The organism is Planktothrix agardhii (genome assembly GCF_904830935.1).
GTDB lineage: Bacteria > Cyanobacteriota > Cyanobacteriia > Cyanobacteriales > Microcoleaceae > Planktothrix > Planktothrix agardhii.
On record NZ_LR882955.1, the window covers coordinates 21,940 to 37,841 of the forward strand.

At 37.9% G+C, this 15,902-nt stretch carries 10 protein-coding genes and 4 pseudogenes; 9 read left to right on the forward strand and 5 right to left on the reverse strand.

Translation table 11 applies throughout. The features are described 5' to 3' along the window. Positions 1-65 precede the first annotated feature (65 nt). Both NMG88_RS21985 and NMG88_RS21990 read left to right on the forward strand, forming a co-directional pair. Positions 66-440, forward strand: coding sequence for a DUF6508 domain-containing protein (locus NMG88_RS21985; protein ID WP_052369764.1), 375 nt, complete (start codon positions 66-68; stop codon positions 438-440). A 143-nt stretch (positions 441-583) separates the two neighbouring features. Further along, complete coding sequence (locus tag NMG88_RS21990) at positions 584-1,030, forward strand: hypothetical protein (protein WP_042158669.1); 447 nt, start codon at positions 584-586, stop codon at positions 1,028-1,030. Positions 1,031-1,036: 6 nt separating this feature from the next. On the opposite strand, the gene NMG88_RS21995 is transcribed toward NMG88_RS21990, so the two are convergent. Next, the gene (locus NMG88_RS21995; RefSeq protein ID WP_042158668.1) at positions 1,037-1,495 is read right to left on the reverse strand and encodes a hypothetical protein; all 459 of its coding nucleotides are present in this window, start codon (positions 1,493-1,495) and stop codon (positions 1,037-1,039) included. A 137-nt stretch (positions 1,496-1,632) separates the two neighbouring features. On the opposite strand from NMG88_RS21995, the pseudogene NMG88_RS22000 reads away from it, so the two are divergent. The 5 genes and pseudogenes from NMG88_RS22000 to NMG88_RS22020 form a co-directional block, all read left to right on the forward strand. Then, positions 1,633-2,555 (forward strand): annotated as a pseudogene (locus NMG88_RS22000) (IS4 family transposase). A 34-nt stretch (positions 2,556-2,589) separates the two neighbouring features. Further along, complete coding sequence (locus NMG88_RS22005) at positions 2,590-2,904, forward strand: hypothetical protein (RefSeq protein ID WP_042158663.1); 315 nt, start codon at positions 2,590-2,592, stop codon at positions 2,902-2,904. A gap of 63 nt (positions 2,905-2,967) precedes the next feature. Continuing rightward, entirely contained in the window at positions 2,968-3,132 is a 165-nt protein-coding gene (locus NMG88_RS22010) for a hypothetical protein (RefSeq protein WP_158442924.1), read from the forward strand. An 8-nt stretch (positions 3,133-3,140) separates the two neighbouring features. Further along, complete coding sequence (locus NMG88_RS22015; protein WP_042158750.1) at positions 3,141-3,974, forward strand: Rpn family recombination-promoting nuclease/putative transposase; 834 nt, start codon at positions 3,141-3,143, stop codon at positions 3,972-3,974. Between the two features lie 181 nt (positions 3,975-4,155). After that, a pseudogene (locus NMG88_RS22020) lies at positions 4,156-4,500 on the forward strand (transposase); the annotation flags it as partial. A 117-nt stretch (positions 4,501-4,617) separates the two neighbouring features. On the opposite strand, the pseudogene NMG88_RS22025 reads toward NMG88_RS22020, so the two are convergent. After that, positions 4,618-5,324: pseudogene (locus NMG88_RS22025) on the reverse strand (transposase). A gap of 59 nt (positions 5,325-5,383) precedes the next feature. Continuing rightward, on the reverse strand, positions 5,384-7,858 hold the full coding sequence (locus NMG88_RS22030; RefSeq protein WP_254035871.1) for a helicase-related protein: 2,475 nt from the start codon (positions 7,856-7,858) through the stop codon (positions 5,384-5,386). A 346-nt stretch (positions 7,859-8,204) separates the two neighbouring features. Between NMG88_RS22030 and psb34 the strand changes: the two genes are divergently transcribed. Beyond that, complete coding sequence (psb34, locus tag NMG88_RS22035) at positions 8,205-8,369, forward strand: photosystem II assembly protein Psb34 (RefSeq protein WP_042158745.1); 165 nt, start codon at positions 8,205-8,207, stop codon at positions 8,367-8,369. A 57-nt stretch (positions 8,370-8,426) separates the two neighbouring features. On the opposite strand, the gene NMG88_RS22040 is transcribed toward psb34, so the two are convergent. Next, the gene (locus NMG88_RS22040) at positions 8,427-8,723 is read right to left on the reverse strand and encodes an HNH endonuclease (protein ID WP_042158747.1); all 297 of its coding nucleotides are present in this window, start codon (positions 8,721-8,723) and stop codon (positions 8,427-8,429) included. A gap of 1,021 nt (positions 8,724-9,744) precedes the next feature. Between NMG88_RS22040 and NMG88_RS22045 the strand changes: the two genes are divergently transcribed. Then, on the forward strand, positions 9,745-13,362 hold the full coding sequence (locus NMG88_RS22045) for a hypothetical protein (RefSeq protein ID WP_254035872.1): 3,618 nt from the start codon (positions 9,745-9,747) through the stop codon (positions 13,360-13,362). 92 nt (positions 13,363-13,454) lie between these two features. Here the strand turns inward: NMG88_RS22045 and NMG88_RS22050 are convergent. After that, positions 13,455-15,902 (reverse strand): annotated as a pseudogene (locus NMG88_RS22050) (hypothetical protein); the annotation flags it as partial.

The window sequence follows — 15,902 nt, forward strand, 5'->3', positions numbered from 1 at the left end:
TGCTCACTTCACCCCCAAACCCCCAAGCACGCTATAGTAATCGGTAATTCTTTCTAATACCATTTATGAATAGTCAATCTGAATTGTCATTAGTCAAAAAATTAACAGCGATCGCCAGTTTTTTACCAGCCTTTCAAGAGGGAAAAGACTTGTCTAGTCTAGCTCAGTTCGTAGCTGCTGCCTATGCAAATAACTGGGTAAGTAGCGATATCAATTGGGTAGAATGGATGAAAACTGATGAAGCTAAAAAATTACGGGATGATCCGACTGCATTAGCTAAAGCATCAGAGCATGACTTAGCTTGCTTGCTAACTACCTTAATTCGACAGGAACGCTTTTGTGAGGGTTCGTTGGAAGGAGCCTATGATTCGGGTTTACTCACAAGGATATTGCAAAGAGCAGCATCAATGCTAGATGAAATGACCTCTAAAGGTAACTAGGCATTGAGCCAAGATACTTTATGGACTGAATGAAAGCTGGTCACTTCAACAAATCTTCAAATTTGCTTGTTATTCTTTCATCATCCCTATAATTTGCTTGAGAGAATCCAATCAGTTTTTGAATAATTAAATCAAGGAGAGTTATGAACAAACTGATGAGCTTAGTTATAATATTTGTTTCATTATCTATCAGTACCAATTTAGTATTAGCCCAAGCTAATTTATCAAAAGATACCAGTCAAGATACTATAGCTCAAAAAGCATATCTTGAACCGGAATCACTCTCACCAATTAAAGTTAAATTTGCCAGAGGTTCTTATAAAGCAAAAGTCAAAGGATATATAGAGCCATTTACCATTCAACCCTATATCATTAGTTCTAAGGATAACCAACTTTTTAGAGTTCAAGTTTTTCCTGAAGGTGTGGAAGCATCAATTTATTTTGTCAAGGGGAATTCTAAAAAATATTTAGGTAGTGTTAGTGGAGGAGTTTGGTCAGGAGTTGTCCCCCAAACGGGTGATATGGTTTTAGAAATTCTAGCTAGAGGAGAGACTGGATATTCCTACACCGCCGAATTTACAGTTAGATAAGATTAATTATAACTGCGGAACTCCCTCCTTCAAAAACGAAAATTCCTCAAGATAATTGCTTTCAAATAAGCTCAAACAATCAGTTTTGCCTCGTTGTTTTCGAGCTTCCAGAAAGTCTAATACCCACTGAGTCTGAAATGGGATACCGATATAACACAGCCCTCCTGATTCCCAAGTGGGGTCAATCGCTTTTCCTTGAGGATTCATTAACCAAGCATGAGAAACAGGGAAGGAAATATCACCCAGAGCATAGCCTTCTACATAAGTTAAATCTGGATGTTTTTTAATCAGTTCAAGGCAGTTAAAATAACATTGCTTCGGGATACCATGTTTTATATACTTCGGGGCAGGAATCGGTTTCATTTCTCTCCCACATTCTAATACCAGTTCTTCAAATCCTTTATATTTCCAGTGTTCATTTTTACTATGAATCGTTTTCATTAAATCGGCTCGTTCTTGCAACATTGTTTTGAGTGTTAACAGTGCTGAATTTGCTGACGGGGCGACAAACAAGGCTGAAAACAAGACAGTATAAAGAATGTAACGATTTATGGTAAAAAAAAGATAGGTCAGATATTGTCAATAAGACCCATCTAATGAAAATGATACCTTTATTCTATCAAAAGCACTTAAAAAGTCAATTGAGTTTAGCAGAATACCTGTTTCTCCAAATTTTGGTGAACATCTTACAGTCAATCAAAAATGTGAATTTAGAAAGGCTAGCGAATGGGATACCTTTGCCAATTAAATTTGAGAGTAGAAGAAAAAGAATACAAAGATTTCTCTCATTACCCAATTTAAAAATTGAAAAAATTTGGTTACCCATTATCAAAGAATGGTTATCAATATATTTTACCAAGGAAGAAATAATTTATGTAGCAATCAATCATTGGGTGTATACTTTTGCTTGCGATTAAAAAAGAACGAATTTGTAGAATTTGAAAAAGATATTTTTCAGGAATTAAATCATCTAGGTTTAGCACCCGGAGTATCATTTTTTATTCAAGGTGTAAAGGTAACAAAGACTCGCGGTTTTATGAGCTTTAACGTTGCTTGTAAATGGAAACGTAAAATCAACGGAGTAGCACCGAAAGAATGATGGTTTATCTTAACGAATTTTGATGCACTAGAATTGGCTATTTCTGCCTATAAACAAAGATTTGATATTGAAGAAATGTTTAGAGATTTTAAGAAGGGAGGCTATAATTTAGAGGATACCAATGTAACTGGTGAACGCTTTATTTCTCTAGTTTTGTTGATAGCAATTGCCTACTCCTCTGCAACAATACAGGGTCAACAAATCAAACGAAAAGGAATACAGAAATATATTGCTCGGATCAAAGAATATGGTCGAATAGAACGGAGACATAGTAGTTTTTATATCGGCTTATATGGTCAAACTTGGGTCAATTTCAAGGATGTTTGTATGGATTTAGTCACGAAACTAATGAAATTAAATTGCAATAAATGTAAGTATTATCAACAAGGCCTAAGAGCTATGAGGCTTATAGAGTCTGTCTTGTAGCTGATTTCGTCCCCCCTTCAGCCAAGACTTAGAAGTGATTAACTTAAATGACGGGTCTTTACTCAAGCTACTAGAATTTAACCCAAATCAAGATTTGTGTGCTTTATTTGCGGTGGAGTGGCTGCGAGAGTTTCGGTATTCAGAAGTAAGGGATTTACTAGCTTTAAATTGGCAAATTTTAGCCGATGCGATCGCTACAGGTCAAGAGATTGCCTACTATCCTTATCCTCTCTACCTTTCGGACTCCCACTCCGCACTCCTTATTAAACCAGAAAATTTGCCAAAAGAACGATATTATTTGCGTCAATATTTATCTCAAATAGCGGCTTCTCAATGGACTCAGCGCTAACTCCATCTTCTCCTCACCTGCGTTGAGCAACTTTGGCAATCAGAAGCACAAAAGCAAAGCAAAATGTGGCAACTTCAACAAGATAAAAATCGGTATCAAGCTTTAGCTTCTCAATCCCAAGCTTGGATGCAGACAGCACTGGAAACCCAACAAGAACTCGACGCGCTACAAGCCGAACTACAAAAGACACAGACAGCGTTAGAATCTATTGAAAAGACTCAGGTATGAATAAAACAATGAGATTTATCAACCCCAAAACAGACTATGCCTTTAAAAAAATATTTGGTTCTACGGAAAGCAAAGACATTCTGATTAGCTTTCTCAACGCTCTAATTTATGAAGGCAATTCTACCATTGAAGACTTAGAAATTATCAATCCCAACTTGCCACCCAAAATCCAAGGTTTTAAAGATACTTATCTCGATGTCAAAGCTACACTGAATGACGGCACACTTGTGATTATTGAAATGCAGGTTTTAAACGTGCAGTCTTTTGGCAAGAGGGTTTTGTTTAATGCTACGAAAACCTATGCTTTTCAACTCCAAGCGGGAGAAGGCTACCGAATGCTCAAACCAGTTATTGCTTTAACCATTACCGATTTTGAAATGTTCGCTAATCGCGATAAACTTATTTCCCGCTTTGTTTATCGAGAGAAGTCTGAAGGCTGGATCTATCCTGATAATGATCTTGAGTTGGTATTCGTTGAGTTGCCCAAGTTTACCAAAGAACTTGACCAGCTTGAAACCATTACGGACAAATGGATTTACTTTATCAAGTTTGCGCGATCGCTCACTTCGATTCCTGAAAATATGGACGATATCCCCGAACTACACCGAGCCTTTGAAATCGCCAATCAAGCTGATTTAACTCCCTCTGAACTAGAGGATTTGGAACGCAGGGAAATGTTTATCTACGATCAACAAGGAGCAATTAATCTCGGACGAGAAGAAGAAAAGCGGGGCATTGCTCGAAACTTACTGGCTCAACTTAATGATGAGGCGATCGCCTCAGCTACAGGATTAAGTCTTAAAGCAGTTGAAGAGTTGCGCCAGGAAATGAGTAATGATTGACTTAAATTGAGCGGGAGGCTAGGTTTTCCATGATTACTCGTCCCAGTTAAATTTCATGCCCAGATATTCCTCTAACTTCTGGTTATGAGGTCGGAAAAACTCGGCTAACGTCTGCCGCAAATCGTCGCTAATTGGATTATAAGACCCTGGATTGTAATTGGGATATTCTGCAAGGCTAAAAGCATTGAAAGAAGAGAAGATTATAGTAATAATTGATGAAACAGGAGATAGGAGAAAGGGTAAAAAAACCGACTATGTAGCCCGACAATACTTGGGAAGTGTGGGCAAAATAGATCGGGGAATAGTATCAGTTAATGCTTACGGTGTTTATAAAAATATAACCTTTCCTTTAGTGTTTAGAGTATTTAAACCCAAAGGAACATTAAAAGAAGGAGATGTCTACAAAACTAAGATTGAAATCGCATCAGAAATCCTAACAGAGTTGGTTGAACTGGGATTTCAAATTGAATTGGTATTAGCAGATAGCCTTTATGGTGAAAGTAGTTCGTTTATCAGTAAATTAGACAGGACTTACGCAAGCACGCTATATATAGCGTACTAAAAGTAGGCGATCGCATACCAATGATAATAGCAATCACCCTAAAAAGTCCTGATTATTTATTTAAAAATAAACCCAAAAGAATCAAACAAGTTCCATTTTTATCGAAGGACAATTCAGTTCTTTGATTAAATAACTGGACAAAGATTCAGCTTTTAACTGATAGACTGTTTTCTTTGTCAGATGAGCTAATCTTTTCAATTGATTCCAAACTAAAAGGGCACAAGCAATATGATTTCTTTGAATACTAGCTTTACGACACTGGCAAGATTCAATCCCAGTTAACTGCTTAATTTCTCGGTGAAACTCCTCTATTTTCCAGCGAATAGCACAGGTTTTTTTCGTATCCAATGTGGATGCTTGAGTTAAGTCATTAGTTGCTACATATTCTGTTCTGTTTTGGTTCTATTATCATATTCTGGATCATATATGCGATAATCAATTACCCAAAATAAACCCAGTTCTGGATTAACATAAACACAGTTAACCAGCCCAATACCTGACAGTACACGATGTTCTGTTCCGCTATATTGACGACGGACTAATTCAATTTTTTTCCCGAACCTTTTATCCAATACTGTATCATCAAAAATGATCGCACTATTTTCACTGATTTGGATATCTTTTTTGACATTTTGCCACAAAGATTCCGAGGTGAAATTTTCTTTAGTTAAGTAACGATTTATGGTATCATGGCTAACATTTTCTAAGTGTTTGGCTAAGTTATTTAAGGTATAATTGTTTGGGCTGCTCAATAGATATTGGCAGTAATCTAGTTGGCTAAACGACATATTTTTCACCCCAAATTAACTTAATCAGTTTAGCATAAATATTGACTGTTAAATATCTGTCAATCAGCATAATTTTTGTGTCTAAATTTTATATTGCTGGCGCAAATACTTGAACAATTGGCAGCGTTCGCTGGCTTACTGCACACTATATATAGTGTGCCTGCGTAAGTCCTGTCTAAAATATAACGGGCTAATCCTTCAACTAACGGATGATTTCTACCAATATATTCCACTCCTTCAGGTGCAGGGGAAGTAAAAGTAATTAATCGAGATTTATCTCCTAAAACGGGTTGGACACAAAGGGGAATATTGGCTAATTTCCAGCTTTTTTTCTGTTTAACTAAAGAACAACTTAACTTTTCACAAGCATTTTTAACAAACTCTGCCACATCAGTTTCACTACCTAAAATTTGATCAGATTCAATTAACTCCTGTTGTACTTCTTCTGGTTTAATTGCCCGTTGAGCAAAACGAGTCCGGTTCAATTTCTCCCTTTCTACCGCTTTATCCCAGTTTTTATGAACCTCTACCAAAGGAGAACCCAAATCATCTAATAAATCAAAAATTGTTAATTGTTTTACTTCCGCGGCTCTATCAAATAAAGATTTAAACACCGCTTCTTGTACGGTACTACTATCCATTGGTACGGGAACTGTAATTCCTAAAGATTTATGAATTTCTACAGCTTTACGAATTAAAACTTGTAAAACTGCTCCATCAATCGGGTTATCTTGACCATAAAGCAGAAAACATTTAACCTGCGGTGCTGTTTGTCCGTAACGGTCAATGCGTCCTTCCCGTTGTTCTAAACGATTAGGATTCCAAGGTAAATCATAGTGAATAGCGGCGGTAAAATGTTCCTGTAAATTAATCCCTTCGCTTAAACAATCCGTAGCAACTAATATCCGTTGGGGTGCATTTTTGAGTTCTTGTAAACGGATTTCTCGCTCATCTTCCGACTGTTCCCCAGTAATCGCAATTACCCGCAAGTTAGTTTTTTTAGTTTCTAATTCCTTCAGAGCTTCAGCAACATATTTAGCAGTGGCAATATAACGACACCAAATAATCGGATTTAACCCATCTTGAAGTAAAGTTTTAACCAGGGTTTTAACCTGATGTAATTTGCGGTCATTTGTCCCTTGCAGTTGTTTAGCTAGGATAACAAATTCTCGTAATTGACGTTTTTGAGAATCATTAAAAGTTTGTTTCCCCTTTTCAACAATAGTTGTCGGGGCTACATCTAAAATTTGTTCCTGTTCGGTAGAATCATAAACATAAGTAGCGGCTAATTCTTCATCAAAATCTTCCGTTGTTTCCTCCACAACACTATATTTTTCAGTTTGACGGCTTAAAGTAGCAATTGCCGCCGCCGGAGAAGACATCACACAGCGCAAAATTGCCAAAGCTGACCAATAACGTCCCCGTCGTTGAGCATGACTAAGGGGAGTTTCCTCTGCGGTTTTCACCAGTCTCCAGGCAAAATCATAGACAGCTTCAAATAATTGGCGGTATTCTTTAGAAAGAGAATAGGGTTTTTCCTGGGAAACTCGTTCAGGAAATGGGGTTTCATTCCCTAACCATTGTTGAACATCAACCCGTCGCCGTTGGACAAAATGACGGGCTAATTCAATCCGTTGTTTTTCGTTTAATTGGTCTAGGCTAAATTGTTTGAATTCAGGATTTAGTAATCCTAATAAAGATAAAAAAGACGCTTCAATTCCACTGTGGGGAGTAGCAGTAAGCAGGATTAAATGTTGATTAGATTTTGCAGCAATTTTTTGGACAAGTTGATGGCGTTGTTGTTGAGTGCTACGTTCACCGCCTGTATGGGTACAGGTATGGGCTTCATCGACAATCACTAAATCAGGACAATGGACAAGAAAACTCTCTCGGCGACGGTCAGATTTCACATAGTCCAAACTGACAATCAGATGGGGATAATAACTAAAAATATGGCTATCCCCAGCAGGTAAACCCCGTTCTAGCTTGGAAACCGTACCAGAACGCACCACAACCGCATCAATATGGAATTTTTGTTTCAGTTCTCGTTGCCATTGGTCACACAGTTGAGGGGGGCATAAAACCGCCATTCGTTTGGCTTCTCCTCGGTCTAATAGTTCTCGAATAATCAACCCCGCTTCAATGGTTTTGCCAATCCCGACATCATCCGCAATCAGTAACCGCACCGTTTCTAACCGCAACGCCATTAATAAAGGAACGAGTTGATAGGGTCGTGGCCGCACCGATAACCGCCCTAAACAGCGAAACGGCCCCGCTCCACTGCGGAGACTGAGGCGAGTCGCATCCATCAGTAGTTGGGCGGCGGTATGGTTTTGAATCGTGTCTGGGTTGGGGGGAGCAAATTGGGCAGGTTCAATGTTTTCTAAGCCAAGGCGGGTAAAAACCCCACAGATTTGTTCTTCGTTACCACTCAGGGGCCGTAACCGGACAACTTCGGAATTATCAGAAGGCAATACCACCCATTGCCGTTGCCGACAAATCACAATAGATCCAGGTTTTGCTGATTCACTCATGGGTCAAGAATAATAAAACCTTTAGGTCAAAACTCTTATCTTTATTGGCTTTCAGTTGGGTTATTAATGTATTGGCTAAACTTTACCTTAATCTAAAGGATTCTTTGAGAACCTGATTTTAATTAAACTTATAAGTGAGGTTTCTCTTATTCTGGTACTTACAGCTAGGTTTTAATTAAACACTGCCTTGATTTTTGCAGTCAACTCCCCTTTACCAAAAAATTATTCAAAAATTCCCTGTGACGAACATCACCCTCGGTTATTGAGTCAAGTCACTGTAACAATCCTTAACATTCCGTTACATTAATTTACATACACAAGCAAATTAAATTCAAGGAAAAACACCATGAGAACCACCAACGAAAACGGCATCCTAAATAACTACGCCACCGAACCCAAACTTTATTTTGCCGAATACCCCTCACCCGAACAGCAAAATCGCTATGCCCTTCAAGCCTCTGCTGCTGTCCTTCTGTTGACTTCCCTGCTCCTGATTGCTTTTGCTGCCTAAAATCATGGGCTATCACAATTCTTTGAACTGCCTCATCCGGGGTGGTTTTTCCGTATTTTAGGATAGCTTTAAATTAAGAGACAACTGGCCAGGTGAGATATTTCCACGACTTCTACGATGGTAAGCTAAATGGCAACTACTACACAATGCCACTAAATTTTCTAACCTATTATCCCCAGGGTCAAGATTCCAATGATGCACTTGCAACACATAAGCTCGACGTTTTAGGGTATCGGGTAAAGTTTCTCCAGGTTTCAGACATAAACGACCACATCGTTGACATTGCCAGTTCGCTGATTCCTTAACCGCTAAAGCTAGTTCCGTCCAATTATCAGGATAACGATTTAAACTCATAAACAGATTTATTAATTTTTATTAATCCTCTGATATTTATTGATGTTTCCCCTCAAGCACTTCTTACAGTCTAGTTTTTTATTGACCCGTTGAGGTAATGAATAACATAACGGATAACATAACAAATAACATAACAAATAACAGATAACATAACGAATAACATAACGAATAACAGGAATAGCAAATGAATCAATATGTCTGGACTAATTGTTAAAGGGAAACATTCATAAAAACCCCCTAACTTGGGGGCTAGGGGATTTCTGGCGGATCGCTAAATCAGTTTTGTTTGTTGCTTCAATTTGCAATCCCATTACTGAGGATTGTTAGCTAATTATCTGAATTGCACACCGAAACCTCAAGAAACACCTCAAGAAATTCCTGAAAAAACTATCCAGATTATTCACTTCAATATGGAATTAGGGAATTGGGCTATCTCAACAGCCGTCCAAATTGTTGAGGTACTGATAGATGGCCATATCCTGAATCACGGGTACTGGAATCTGATTTTAAATGGGTTAGGTTGGCATCGGAGGACTAAATACATGATTGAGGCTGTTAATGGGGGGAATCCTAAGAACTGTCACATATTCATCAGAACTGTTACATAGATTTGATTCTTTAACCAATCAATTCTGTACATACAACGGCGGGCGGTAAAACTGTGACTGTATTGATTTGCGGGGACGACGACGTAAATTCTCATCGTATATATTCTAATTTTTCTATTGATCTATCAAAGTAAAATATGCTACATTATTCCCACCTTGAAAAAAAAATATCCAAGATAAAAAAAAGCCCGCCTGTCAAGCGGGAGTCCAATAAAAGAATAGGGCATTTAGCCCTCAGATAAAATGAAATATAACATTTTTTGGTCTCAAAGTCTAGGAGTTAATTCAACTTCCTTAGATCCTAATACAGTTAGATTGTTCAACAACTATTTAAGTATAGCACACAATCTACAGAATGCACAACAGATCAATGTAGATTATTCTCCCGCCCCGGCGACTCAAGGGGGTGCGGCATGATTACCACCGACACCACATTAAAAGGAAAGGCGATGCCGCAAGGCGGCGGCTACGCCATCGCCTCAAGCAAGCGTAACCCATGCCCAATCTGTGAAAAAACGCACGGTTGCAAAATTGCAGACAATTTAATAATGTGCCTACGGGGTGATAGCAATTGGAGCATACCCGGATGGAAATATCTCAAACCTCTCAGGGGAGGTATGGGGGGATTATTTGGGGCCGATTCAGGGGAGCGTCAAGAGTACCGACCCGAACCTAAAGCCGCCAAACCTTCAAACATTACCCCGTTGACAGATGAACAATTAAATAATGAAGCCAGAAAAATTCTCAAGCAATTGGGACTTACTGCCAAACATCGGGAGCAGTTGCGCGGCCGCGGCTTAACCGATGCTCAAATTGATTCAATCGGGTTTAAGTCGGTTGACCGCTATCAAGAATTTAATTTAATTCCTATTAATCCTAATTTTCCAGGGATGGGAGACAAGGGAACTCTAGCCAATAGCGGATCAGGAATTCTGATTCCTATTTGGAATATCAAAGGATTAATCATTGGGTTTCAGCTTGCTAGGGATGATCGGAATCCTAAATATCAATGGCTTTGGGGAAGTAGCGATCGCCGCGTGTCCGGTGAACTACCATTACAGTTTTTAAAATTAAATAGTTCCCCTGATTTAAACATTATAGAGGGAACACAAAAACCCTTACCCGCAGCGCATTTACACAATATTAATGTGTTGGGTGCAGGGGGTGTGAATTGGCATGGCTCCCCCAATGAACTCGCTGCAATTATTAATAGTGGCTTGTTCAGTCGCTATATCCTAAACCCCGACGCAGGATCTAAAGCTAATCATCATGTGATGGGGGGATATCGAGCTTTATATCTATTCCTTAAAAAGCTCGAAATTAGCCTTTATATAAGAGATTGGGGACAAGGTGATAGACCAAAATCAGATAAAGTTGATGTTGATGAGATTACCACAGAAACCTTTAACAATGCTCGGATTATCTCTTATATAGAATGGGATAATCAGGTTATTGATCAGGGAGAATTGAGTGAGGAACAATGGTTTAATCGCTTTAAATTACCTGAATTACAAAACGATTTAGCACGGATTGTTAAACGTTTTTACAGTCGGGTAAACCAGAAAAATAAATCTGTTAAACCCGAACAAAACCCCGAACCAAAACCCGTAATAATCCCAGAACAAAAAATAGAATGTAGCGCGATTGTACTCTGGAAACCTCAGAAATTAATCTCACTACCTTACACCCCTGGACAACTGCCCACAGTTGAGGAGTGGCGACAGTTGGGATGTCCTAAAATCATTTTTAATAATGGGGAACGTTTAGCTTTATACGGTGAAGCGGCAGAACGGGGTTTTAAAATCACTCTGGACACAACCGCCGCGGGTCACGGTAAATCGTTTGATTCTGGTTTGGCTACACTTGAAACCTTTGCAATTGACCCCGATGACAAGGAGAATAAAGCCAGAATATTCTATCTATCCCCTGACCATAGAAACCCTACCAATGCGACTGTAGAAGCCAATTATGTTGACCTTGAAGCAAGGCACAATGGATTAAATTACGACACTGACCGCACTACTGCTTTAGGAAAATCTCACGTTATCCGAGCTAAAAATCAAAATCCTGATATCCCCTCGAATTGTCCAGAAAACCAAACATTCTTAACAGTTGCAGAAATGGGATTATCTGCTTTTGGTGGTAAAGATTCTCCTATCTGTCAATCGTGTCCATTACTTAATCAAGGTTGTTTATTTTTGGAAAACAGACGGTACACATTAACTAATGAAAGGTTGATTCGTGCCGATATTAATTCAATCCATCCATCCTCAGATGACATTTTAATTCTTGATGACCTATCTATCGAAAACACTCATCAAATAACTGTTGAGATTAATGATGTCTTGATGATGGTTGGTAAACTTCAGTTAAGGGCTGATCATCGTCTTTTTAAGATATTAAGACCTATCCTAGTTGAGATTTACAAAGGATTATTGGCAGTGACAACAGAAAAACATAAATACGGAATCAGCCATCGGGAAGTGATGAAATTAATGCCTTCTGATGACGAAATAAATCAATTAATTTGGGAGCACTATTCTGATGATTGGTTAGCTTGTGATAATGTTTGGGGGACTCCAATCTATCATTATGAAATGATTAACGGAATCCCAGAAGCCACCAAGGTTATAGGGGAAAATTTTATAGCACCATCATTAATTGATTTAAGGAATGAGTGCTACAAACTTTTAGAAAATTACGCTAAATTTATCAACGGATTGCAGACCCCTGAAGAAAAACAGCAAGCAATTAAAGACAATGTAATTCCGCCTTGGCTACCTGCTTTAATTGATTGTTTAATCGGGAATAAACGGATTAATTTAAGAATTGATAACGGTAAATTAATCATCACTAAATTATCAAAACGTCACCGGAATATTATCAAAAGTGCGGGGCTCTCAATCGCTTTAGATGCCACTCAAAATAAACGAGATTATGCTTTATCTTTAGGGATTAGTCTTAATGAAATCCTAGAGGTATCAGAGGTTAAACAATCGACTCCTAACCTACATATTCACATTATTAAAGGAATGGGTCGGGGGGGTAAACAACGGCGCGACACGATGCAGGAACGGATTAATGTTGCTATTAATGCGATCGCCAAACGACACCAAGGGCAAAACATCGGACTGATTGATCATAAGAGCGCGGTAGCTAATTACCAGGATTTGGGACACAAACTGGGTTATTGGCATAAGGACACTCGCGGCTCTAATCAATTCCTAAATACTCAAGTCATGGTTAGTGTCGGGCACCCGTGCCCAAACTTAGGACAAGTCGCCGCCGAATACCAAACTTTAACGGGTTATTTTCCTACGCCGGATCAACGCACGGGACGTTACGGGGGATGGGTCAATCGGAAAATCAAAGCCGAATTAATTCAAGATGTGGGACGGCTCCGAGCGCATCTACGACCCGATGAACAGTTGCACAGCTATTTGGTCGCCGATCTGGATGATGACACCATCAGCGCCCTTAGACTCGCCTACCCAACTGCAACAGTAATCATCGAGGATATTTACGATATAGCACCCGGCGCGGCTTCAAAAGGTGTCCAAACAGAGCGGGGGATTATTGAGGCTTTATGGTCATCGGTTAAGTCCGGTGTAGTCGCAACCATTGACGATATCGCTGAACAATTAGGAATCACTAAGGGGGGGGTAAGTAAAAACCTCAAAGACCGATTAGGAATAGGTTTCAGGGAGGTAAAAAAAAGTTTACTTTTGTTATATAGGGCTATTAATAACAAAAGTAAACTTTCTGAACTCGATTCTGATGCGCTCTACATCGCGTTGGAATACCTACCTAATGTCGTCCGAGACTTTGAAAATGGTCAAATCACGCCTGCCGATGTAGTGGTTGAGGTTGTAAATACCGCTAAAGCCTACGGAAATCGGCAATTCAGGCATATTTTAGCCGCGACTCCTATCCCAATACTTTGCAAGTTGTTGGGGGCGGTGTTGAGGTTTGTCCCTCCCCAATTGCTATCGGAATTTATACCAATATCACCACACTCAGAAACCGCTTAGTTATTAACAATATCTAGGCTAAAAATGCAACAACTAACAACCTCGGAACCTCAACCTATAACCATGGATTGCTTAGAATTTGATGGGGTTAGTTAAATGGTGCGATCGCTATAATCTAAATAAATCGGCATATTCAGTTCAAAACAATATTGGGTGTAAAACGAATTAGTTTGACATCTGGCAATTTCTTCCAGGGTTTCATTAATCTTGTTTTGATATTTTACTAACGTAACTTGTAGTTCTTGAGCTTGTTGTAAACTATCAGTTTCAGAGGGAAATATCTCTAATAATTTTATCGCTTGTTCTATTTGCGAAACGGCTAAATTCAACTTCTGAATGGTATGAGGGGTTTTTTGTAAATTAGTTTTAATTAATGATAATGTTTCTTTAGCATTATTTATAATCCGTTCATAATTTTCCTCCGTTTTTTTCTTTTGGCGGAATACAGCACAATTTCCTTGATAAGTTTTGAGCTTATTTTGAGCCTGAGAATAAACAGATGTTTTGGGAGGAATTGAGAGCAGTCCCTTAACAGCCGTTTCACATTTTGATTGAGCCGCTTCCCAAACAACAGAAGGATGAGGAGAATTTTGTACCATTTGTGCCACTTCATTTCCCAAATTTAAAGATTGTTGCCAATTATTTAAAGCTTTTTCTTCATTAGCAATCTGGCTTTCAATCATTTTAGAATTAGCTTGATAGGTTTTTAACTTCTGTTGCACTTGGATTTTAATTTCCTCCTCATCTACAACAATTTCAGATAATAAACGAATGGCTTCATCCCATTTATCTTTTGCTTGTTTCCAAGTTTCTACAGAATGGGGCGGATTTTGTACAAGTTTAGAAGCTTCCATCGCTTGATAATTAACAAGCTCTAATTGATTTAAAGATTGAATATGATTTTTGAGCAGACCTCGAAGAACTTGAGCTTTATTTAAGGGTGCTTCCACTTGATTAAAAACCTGGGCTTGAGAATGAACAGATTGTAATAATCCTATTACAGTTTCTAGTTTTTCGTCAGCTTCCTTTATCCGTTGAGATTTCCCAGATAATGTTGGAAAAGACTTTTCTACTTCATTGAAAAGCTGTAAACCAAAAGTGAAATTTTGACGAGAATTTTCTTCTAGCTCAATGCGTTGGTTAACATTGATTAAAGATTGTTCTAAGTTTTGTAAATCAGCTTGAGCTTCTTGATAGCGCGAACCCAAAGATTTAGGAATGGTCGTGAGCAAATTCTGAGCATTTTGTAACTGGACACGCTGAGATTTAAGCTGATTAATATCTTGTGTATTATTTAACTGTTCATCTTTAATGATGTTTTCGGCTTTTAACAAAGTATAATAAGAGTAACTGAAATTCCAGCCTATCCAACTTAGCGGAGTGACAAAAGCTAAAACAGATGCACAAACTAACCCCTTCATTTGTAAATTCTTGATTTGTTTCTGTTTAGCTACTTGTTTTCTAAAGTCTGTATCTTTTAAACATTGCTCCGCCAAGGTGATAAGATTAGAAATTGAAGCAATAATTTTTTCAACTTCCTTCTTCAATTTATTAGATTTAGAACTAATTTCTGTTGAAGTGTATTTAAACTTATCAAAAGCAATTAAAGGTTTTTGTTGAGACGTAAACGTAATAAATTTTATTCTTCCAAATAGGCTATAAATTGCATTGATATTTATAGAGTTTAACAATAATCCCTTTTCAAATTCGGATTCAGTCAATATGTTAAGTTGAGATACCAACACTTTCAGGTCAACAGAATCTTTTTTAATTTCTGCGGTTTGTTTTTGCAGATTTGCAAGTTTGTCAAAATCCAGATCAATATTAGATTTTTTTCTAAAAGATTTAATCTGATTTTTTAGATGATCTAAATTATCCCAAGTATGATGATCATTTACTAACTTTTCAAGGTGTTTATTTTTTTCTAAATCAATTCCTAAGTTAATTAGCAGTTTTATTTGTAAAATACAGGGCTTCAATAATTCTTGTTTTTTGCATAGAGATTCCATAAAATCCTTTAAATTCATGTTGTCTTCATCAATTTTAATCATGAGATCACCAGAAGGAGTTAAGGATATGCTCTTAATAGATTTCCCTAATAATTCTATTAATGCTGCTAATGTCGTATGAGTGACCGGAAAGTTTAACTTTTGTCTATATTTTTGCGTAGCAATACTTAAGATAGAATTAAGCTCTTTTAACTTTTTATAATTAAGGTGGAGTTGAGCAATTTGCTGTTTAAACTGATTAACACTTTCCATCGAAAGTAAAAGATCAACAGTTAAATAACTTTCTTCAGAAAAACTACCCGTGTTGATTAAAGCCTCTTGAGAACTCCCTAAAGATAAAAGGTTTAATGCTTTCTGAGAGTTTAAGCAATCATTGATTAACCGTTGCAGACTTTGGCTTAACTGAATGACATGATAGGATTTATCCTGTAAGCTTTGACTGAAACTTAGCACAGAATCATAAGTATAATTTTCTACGCCAAAGCTGAAATTGAGAGAATTGCAATTATAAGTTATTTTTGAAATACTCCC

Bases quoted from the DNA above. Each gene is read 5' to 3' on its own strand.
- psb34 (WP_042158745.1), top strand. From the start codon at position 8,205: ATGAGAACCACCAACGAAAACGGCATCCTAAATAACTACGCCACCGAA.
- NMG88_RS21995 (WP_042158668.1), bottom strand. From the start codon at position 1,495: ATGTTGCAAGAACGAGCCGATTTAATGAAAACGATTCATAGTAAAAAT.
- NMG88_RS22015 (WP_042158750.1), top strand. From the start codon at position 3,141: ATGAGATTTATCAACCCCAAAACAGACTATGCCTTTAAAAAAATATTT.
- NMG88_RS22030 (WP_254035871.1), bottom strand. From the start codon at position 7,858: ATGAGTGAATCAGCAAAACCTGGATCTATTGTGATTTGTCGGCAACGG.
- NMG88_RS22045 (WP_254035872.1), top strand. From the start codon at position 9,745: ATGATTACCACCGACACCACATTAAAAGGAAAGGCGATGCCGCAAGGC.
- NMG88_RS22040 (WP_042158747.1), bottom strand. From the start codon at position 8,723: ATGAGTTTAAATCGTTATCCTGATAATTGGACGGAACTAGCTTTAGCG.
- NMG88_RS21990 (WP_042158669.1), top strand. From the start codon at position 584: ATGAACAAACTGATGAGCTTAGTTATAATATTTGTTTCATTATCTATC.
- NMG88_RS21985 (WP_052369764.1), top strand. From the start codon at position 66: ATGAATAGTCAATCTGAATTGTCATTAGTCAAAAAATTAACAGCGATC.
- NMG88_RS22010 (WP_158442924.1), top strand. From the start codon at position 2,968: ATGTGGCAACTTCAACAAGATAAAAATCGGTATCAAGCTTTAGCTTCT.